Below are 7,170 nucleotides of genomic sequence, written 5' to 3'. Positions count from 1 at the left end.
GCCAGCCGCTGTGTGCAGGGTTCTTAAGCCCCGGCGGGTAAAACCATACCCGCGATCCGGACGTTAGCTTGCTGGGCCGCAGAGTTCAAGCGGATCAGGCGGGACAACGACCGGCTTCCGCAGAATAGGGGCGGACTGTGGCAATGATGTTAGTCATCGTCGCCATCGTCATAGATGTCGTCAACGCCCGGCGGCGGCTTTAGGGTCTTGTTTTCTTCAAGTTCCCGTTTAATCCAGTCTTCCGCAGATATTTCGGCCGGGGCAAGCAGAACCCCGGCACCCTCGTTGATGATGCCGGGACGGTATCTTTCCATCACTTGCCCGAATTTCTTCATTGCCCGGGGACTTGTCCCTTCCAAGGCTTCCTTACGGAGTTGGAGCAGGGCGATTTGCAGCATCGTTCGACGCTTTTTCTTGCCATCCTCTGTCACGACATATTCCTGCAGCATGATATCCCGTAGCATCGTTTTGAGATTTTTCGACCCCTTTGGCCGCCCGCCGCGGTTAGCAGTGTTTTTCCGGCACCGTCGCTCTGACGGCGGACAGGTATCATTATCGGACATAACTGTCTCCTCTAGTCTGGCCGTTATTCGTCATTGATGATCTCTCCATATTGTTTCACATAATCTTCAGGAGTTATTCCTTCCGGAGCGAACATGACCCCGCCGCCGTATTCCGGGGGCGGGGTATGGATGAGGCCATGATCCTCGCAGAGCTCGACAAGCTGGATCAGGGGGGTGATTTCTCCCTTCATCGACTTCCGGATCATCTGCCAGACCATGGCTTCAAAAGGATGTAACTCTTTGGCTTTGCCGTTAATCGTCATCGCGACCGGTTCGTCGAGAAAGTTCGAGATATCGACCGGACCCGTCTTGTCGGCCTTGGGCCGGCCCTTCGGATTGCCCGACTGGCCCTTCTCCCAGCGGGTTGCCTTCGGCGGACGGCCGTGGCCGACCTCATAGTCGTCATCAGGTTCTTTTCTGTCCGTCATGACGCCCTCCCTTTACTCTTGTTATTTTTAGGGGCGGGGAGAGGGCCTGGCGGATCCACTCGGGTCCTTTCCGCGGCCATCTCGTCAAATGGCTTGCTGGTCTGCTTATGGATCGCCTGGGCGTTGGCAGCTTCCGCAAGCCGTTTGACGATGACATCGCAGTAGCGGGGATCAAGCTCGATGCCATAACCGCGGCGTCCTGTCTTCTCTGCCGCGAGCAGGGTGGTACCGCTGCCGGCGAAGGCATCGAGGACAATACCGTTGCGTTTCGAACAGTCAAGAAGCGCATCGGCGACCAGGGCCACGGGCTTTACTGTCGGATGCAGGGCAAGATCCGCATCGCGGGTCTTGCCGAAACTGTTGATTCCGGCATAGGTCCAGAGATTGGTCCGGTTGCGGCCGTGTCTGCCGAGCTCGACATTGTTGATATGCCTGCCGGTTCCCGCCTTGAAGACAAAAACAAGTTCGTGCTGTGATCGGTATAGCGATCCCATGCCGCCGTTGGTCTTGGCCCAGACGCAGATATTCAGAAGGGAAGGGTAGGCCATCTTGCCGGCCGCGTTCATCTCGCCGGTATGGCGCCAGTCCATGCAGATGAACTGCACCGCGCCGTCGATACTGAAGCGGGCGAGGTTCCGGAAGACGGTGCCGAGGAAGTTGGTAAAGCCCTCCTCATCCATTTCTCCCGCCGCCATGGCGAACTCGCGATGGCGAACCTTGCCGAGGCCGCAGACATGGCCGTCGACGGGCACGTTATAGGGCGGGTCGGTAAAGACCAGCTGTGCCTTGCTGCCGTCCAGAAGGGCGGCATAGACGTCCGCATCGGTGGCATCGCCACAGATCAGCCGATGCTTTCCGATCTGCCAGATATCGCCGACATGGCTGACAGCTGGTCCGGCATCAACGAGAGGGATGTCCTCTTCCGGATCATCTGGCGTATCGGTATTCAATTCCCCGATCAGGATATCGATCTCGGGGGTCTCAAACCCGGTGAGGGTCAGATCGAAGTCGAGGTCGATCGTCAGCAGTTCCTGCAGCTCTATGGCGAGGATCTCGCGGTCCCAGCCGGCAAGCTCCGCAAGGCGGTTGTCAGCAATGATATAGGCACGGACCTGTTCTTCCGTCAGATCTGCAAGGCAGAGGGTCGGCACGCTCTCCATCTTAAGGAGCCGCGCCGCCTCGATCCGCCCGTGCCCGGCAATGACACCGCCCGTCCTGTCCACGAGGACCGGGTTGGTAAAGCCGAAGGTCTTGATGCTGTCGGCGATCTGCCGGATCTGCTTTTTTGAATGGGTGCGGGCATTGCGCGCATAGGGCGTGAGCGCATCAAGGCGCTGAAGTTTTATTTCCATATGTTTTATGAGCATGTTTGGCTCCTATAAAATCGGAACCAGCCATAAAAAAAGCGCAGTTCCGGAAGTTACCGAAAACCACGCTCACACCATGGAAAGCTATGGACCCTTCAGGAGAATGCGCCGGACCATGCCCCGCTTTTCTCTCCACCGAAAGAAGGATCCCGGCAGGGCCATGCCTGACGCTCGCCTTCTCCTAAGGCATATTAAACATAGGATAAACACGCGGGGATTGCAAGGGGAAATGTCGGCTAAGCCTTTGCGCAACAAATGACAACTCGGGTTTATAACCTGAAGGCCAGTGGTTCAAAGTCTACCTTCGCAACCAATATAAGTAACGTCGTTGGTGAGAAAACGGCTAAGACGATTTTGCGTTTTGAAATGCATAGGGAGTAGTAACATTTACCATTAAAGGTAATTGGCAGACTTGCAATAACCGCAAACTACACTCAAAGTGGAAGTTAGCGAAAAGAGTTTTAATTTACAAGATGTAGCTTCTGAAGGCGAAGATAGTGAAGTGGCAATGATTGACAGTGAAATGCCAAATGGCGTCGAAGCGGCGGCGAGCGAGCCCGTTCACTTCTCTTTCTATAAGGGCGCGACAGACGTACTCGCTCCAAAGGAAGGAGCAGACTTCAACTGGCATGAAGCCGCTGGAAAGGTTCGTGAGAGTCTCACCGACGCCATGAGTGCTCGGCATGTGGCGTTTCTTCTCGGCGCCGGTTGCTCTTCTTTCCAGAAGGATGGCAACCAGCTTGGCATTCCAACGATGGCTCCCTTGGCACGCCATTTTGTCGATACTGTCGGCGACGATGATGACCCGTATCACGCAACAGAGGCTGAGCGCTCGGCCCTGAACGACGTGCTTGGACTGGACATCACGGCCGAGGAATACGCGACAAATCTCGAACGTCTTATGGAGGTATTATACAGCTTCCGGTTCGCACTTCATCAAAGCGCCAATAAGGAGCTGACGGTCGCTAAGGACACGGTAGATTCCGTCATTTCCAAAGTCGCCCGCTATGTGTTGCGGGCCTGCACGAAGGGACCGTTTGCGACTGGGAATGAAACGGTACTTTCCCTTTATCAGGCGTTCTATCGCAAGCTTGTATACCGGGATCGGTCGTTGCCGCGGCCTTGGGTATTTTCAACGAACTATGACTTGTTCAACGAGACCGCGATGGACCGTCTCGGGATCCCATACGGCAATGGCTTTTCGGGCACCGTTGAGCGTCGTTTCAACCCGGCCACATTCCGCTACTCACTTGCAGAACAACTCGATATTTCCAGTCGGAAGTGGGCTGCCGTCGATAACTTCGTTTACCTCTGTAAGCTGCATGGTTCGGTGAGCTGGGTAGAGGAAGCTACGGGGTTATTCCCAATCAGAGAGATGCAACAGCAATCCGAAGACATGGCCAGCCGGGTCATGATCTATCCGACGCCAGCCAAACAGAATGCAAGTTTCGCTTCGCCATATTCTGATCTATTTCGTGAATTCCAGGCGAGGGTCGTTCGCGATCAAAGCGTGTTGTTCACTGTCGGTTATGGCTTTGGCGACGAGCATATCAACAACAACATTTTTCAGGCGTTAACAGTGCCCGGCTTTCGGTTGATTGCATTCCTCCCACCAAGCGCTCCGGGTGTAGCTCAGACACTTCGTGAACTCGATGATCCTCGCATCTGGATAATTGGCGGCGCAGGGCCTTCGTCAGAAAGCAGCGCGCATTATTTCGATACGTTCATTGCCGAATTCATGCCTGAGCCGCCCGGCGGCAAGGTTGATGCTGCTGTGGAGAAAGTCCTGCAACGGCTTTTATCGAAGAGCGACAATAAGACAAACGGAGACGAGGCATGAGCTCCGATGATCGCCGCAGGACAATTGGCAAGGTTGTCTCCGTCGCTGCGGACAAGTTTGTCGTGGAGCTTCACAGCCACACAGATAATTTCACCGTGGTTGGCTTCGACGACATGCACTACGTCGCACGCCTTGGCTCGTTTGTTATGATCCCGGTCCAGTCCGAGTATGTCGTTGCCGAGGTTGTCGGCTTGCGAGAGCGAGATCTGATAGGTGCTCGACAGGAGCAAGACAGCGGCGGTCTTGATAAGGCCGGATCTGCGAAGTTTCTGGATCTTGTGCCCGTGGGAATGCTGCCTCAGAAACGCGATGGCGCATTTCGGTTCGGCGTCTCAATATTCCCGTCCCTATACTCCGATGCGCTCTACACTTTTGATGAAGAGCTTGATTGGATTTTCGAGGTAGCCGAGTGGGAAGAGCTTGTGCCCCAACCGCCGGAAGGTGATGGAGACGGCACGGCAACCCGGTTTCGCGCGTTGACGATAGGTAGCTCAGTCGTCTTCCAAGGCTATGACATCAAGGTCCGGGTTGACGATTTCTTTGGTGGACACGTGGCTGTGCTCGGAAACACGGGCAGCGGTAAGTCGTGTACCGTTGCAACAGTCCTTCAATCTCTCTTTGAAAAAAAGAATTCGTTTGTTGCATGTGGAGCCACATTCATAGTCCTCGACGTTAACGGCGAATACAGACGGGCGTTCGCGAAGCTTCCTAAAGACATAAACCGCCTATACCTCCACCTATCGGAGGATCCACAAGCGAATGCCCGAGAACCCTTCGATGAAGGTGAGGAAACGGCAGTTTTTCGGCTACCGCATTGGTTCATGTCTGTTGAGGAATGGGAACTTCTGCTGCGTGCAAGTGAGCGAACTCAACAGCCGGTACTGAGGACAGCACTAGGCTTAACAAGCCTGTTTTCTGCCGATCGTGATGGTCGCCTTGGAGACCTTCGTAATCACATCTTGAGTTCTTGCATCCAGGCCATTCTTCAGAGCGAAGTCGGAAGTGGGGCGAAAAAGGATCGCATTGTTGGCGTTCTATCCACATTCAAGACAGATGAGCTCAATATTGACGCGGTTCGCGATAAGATCGCGATCAGTTTCGGGGAGATGGCTGACCCTGAAGGGCTCACCGACCTGCTCGACAATTATTTCCTAGATGATGCGTCTCTTCCGGGATATGCGAACGTTGAGTTTGAGTTCAATGATTTGGGAGCCGCGCTAGATTTGGCGCTGCTGTATGAAGAAGCGCACGGCAATCGCCAGATCAGAGATTACTGCTCGCAGATGCTGACCCGTTTCAAGTGGATCAGCGAGCGCGAAGAGTTTGCCTTCTTGCGTGTTTCACCATCGAATTTAAGCGAGGTAGAGCGCGGCAGAGCCCGGTTTGTAGAGCGTTTTCTCGGACTGGAAAGGCACGGCGAGGCGTTTCACAAGTCAGCTCAAATCATTGTGCTGGATATGAACGAAGCTGCTGATGAAGTCGTCGAGGTTGCCTCTGCCGTAATTGCTAGACTCGTATTTGATCGTCTGCGCCGGGCCGACCCGCGCAACAGATTTCCTGTCAATCTCGTGCTGGAAGAAGCGCACCGCTATGTTGCGGAGTACCCATCGCGCTACGCAATCGATGCTAGCCAGACATTCGAGCGCATTGCAAAAGAGGGTCGGAAGTACGGCATGTTTCTCAAGGTCGCGTCGCAACGGCCCAGCGAGTTGTCCAAAACAGTTCTGTCACAGTGCTCAAATTTCCTGGTGCATCGGATTCAGAACCCCGATGACCTGTCTCACATCCGGCAAATGACGCCCTTTGTCTCAGAGAGTGTCCTACGGCGATTACCATCCCTTCCCAAGCAACATGCGCTGATTTTCGGCAACGCCGTCAATTTGCCTACTACGTTTCGAGTTCGCGATGTCGACCCTCGACCCAAGAGCGATGACGCAGCTATTCGGGAGCTATGGTTCAGACCGCCTGAAAAGGCAGTTGAGCTAGCCATTCCTAGCAGTCAGCTGACCAAGGAAGCCGTCGATCTCACTGCGACCGACGAAGCCGACGCAGATACGTAGCCATTCTGGGATTGGCATTGTCATCTATGGACGCCTCCTGAAATGCAAGAGTTTTCTGATCTGAGACAGGGGGGTTGCAGTCATCTATCCGGCCTCTGTGTGCAGCGTAGTGCTGCGGGCCCTGATGGAGTCCGAAGGATCGACGCCCTGTCACATTATCGGGCTGTGAGCCCGGACAACACCTCGGGTTTGATCAATCCCTGTTTTGCCATCACATCATCATCACACTCGCACTATCGTTTGATCCGCTGACGGACTTAGGCTGCCGTGGGCACTTGCCTCCGGAAGGCATTGTCACATTAACTTGCTAAAAGCATAGAGAAATCTTAGTGCAGATATTTAGGCTGCGGCGCTTGCTGTAGCCCAAACGTCAAATGCTTCAGCGCGGCATTGCTTGAGATGAGATCGATTGATTAGGTGGCGTTGAAGATAAAAGTTATTGTAAGTGGCTGAGTGAACATTGAGAAATCTCTGAGCAGATTCGGGTGACTTGAACTTCTGCATTTTTCGCTCTCTTCGCCTTACCGGAAGGTGCGAGTTTTCCGCCCTATTGTTAGATCGCTTGTTGTCAATATGCTCAGCGCTCAAATTCAAAGTTCGAAATGCCCTATGATAGGATTTCAGTTGATCTGTGACGATTTGCGTTGGTGCAAAACCTTGCTTCTTCAGTAATTTCCGCATCAATTTAAAGGCAGCTTTGACGTTTCGCTTTGATTGTACGAGGAAATCCAGAACTTCGCCTTCACTATCGACGGCACGCCACAGAAAATGGCGCTTGCCTCGGATAATGATGACCATTTCATCCAAATGCCAGATATCGTTGGGAGTAGGGCAGTAGGACCTCAGATTTTTGGCGATTGGTTCACCAAATTTTAGAAACCATCGTCGAACGGTTTCATATGAGATATCTAG

Annotated in this window: 6 protein-coding genes; 2 read left to right on the top strand and 4 right to left on the bottom strand. The window is 53.7% G+C overall.

What is annotated here, in order from left to right:
* Positions 1–149 precede the first annotated feature (149 nt).
* The 3 genes from P1U71_RS17345 to P1U71_RS17335 are packed head-to-tail and all read right to left on the bottom strand — an operon-like array spanning position 150 to position 2,358.
* On the bottom strand, positions 150–563 hold the full coding sequence (locus P1U71_RS17345) for a DUF5681 domain-containing protein (protein ID WP_288903035.1): 414 nt from the start codon (positions 561–563) through the stop codon (positions 150–152).
* 23 nt (positions 564–586) lie between these two features.
* Positions 587–991: a DUF5681 domain-containing protein gene (locus tag P1U71_RS17340; RefSeq protein ID WP_301106932.1), complete on the bottom strand. Its 405-nt coding sequence runs from the start codon at positions 989–991 to the stop codon at positions 587–589.
* The gene (locus tag P1U71_RS17335; protein ID WP_301106931.1) at positions 988–2,358 is read right to left on the bottom strand and encodes a DNA methyltransferase; all 1,371 of its coding nucleotides are present in this window, start codon (positions 2,356–2,358) and stop codon (positions 988–990) included. The genes P1U71_RS17340 and P1U71_RS17335 overlap by 4 nt, the downstream gene beginning before the upstream one ends.
* Positions 2,359–2,797: 439 nt before the next feature.
* Here P1U71_RS17335 and P1U71_RS17330 point away from each other — a divergent pair, with 439 nt between their 5' ends.
* Positions 2,798–4,198 (top strand): SIR2 family protein, encoded by a 1,401-nt coding sequence (locus P1U71_RS17330; protein ID WP_301106930.1) that lies wholly within the window; start codon positions 2,798–2,800, stop codon positions 4,196–4,198.
* Complete coding sequence (locus tag P1U71_RS17325; RefSeq protein WP_301106929.1) at positions 4,195–6,258, top strand: DUF87 domain-containing protein; 2,064 nt, start codon at positions 4,195–4,197, stop codon at positions 6,256–6,258. Before P1U71_RS17330 ends, P1U71_RS17325 begins: the two co-directional genes overlap by 4 nt.
* 339 nt (positions 6,259–6,597) lie before the next feature.
* Here P1U71_RS17325 and P1U71_RS17320 read toward each other — a convergent pair.
* Positions 6,598–7,170: IS6 family transposase (locus P1U71_RS17320; RefSeq protein ID WP_301106928.1), on the bottom strand; the 573-nt coding region annotated here is incomplete at its 5' end.

This window comes from Sneathiella sp. (assembly GCF_029233945.1).
Lineage (GTDB): Bacteria > Pseudomonadota > Alphaproteobacteria > Sneathiellales > Sneathiellaceae > Sneathiella.
This window is presented reverse-complemented; position numbering and strand designations above follow the sequence as displayed.

Coding starts and splice junctions, on each gene's coding strand:
- P1U71_RS17340 (WP_301106932.1), bottom strand. CDS start 991: ATGACGGACAGAAAAGAACCTGATGACGACTATGAGGTCGGCCACGGC.
- P1U71_RS17345 (WP_288903035.1), bottom strand. CDS start 563: ATGTCCGATAATGATACCTGTCCGCCGTCAGAGCGACGGTGCCGGAAA.
- P1U71_RS17325 (WP_301106929.1), top strand. CDS start 4,195: ATGAGCTCCGATGATCGCCGCAGGACAATTGGCAAGGTTGTCTCCGTC.
- P1U71_RS17335 (WP_301106931.1), bottom strand. CDS start 2,358: ATGCTCATAAAACATATGGAAATAAAACTTCAGCGCCTTGATGCGCTC.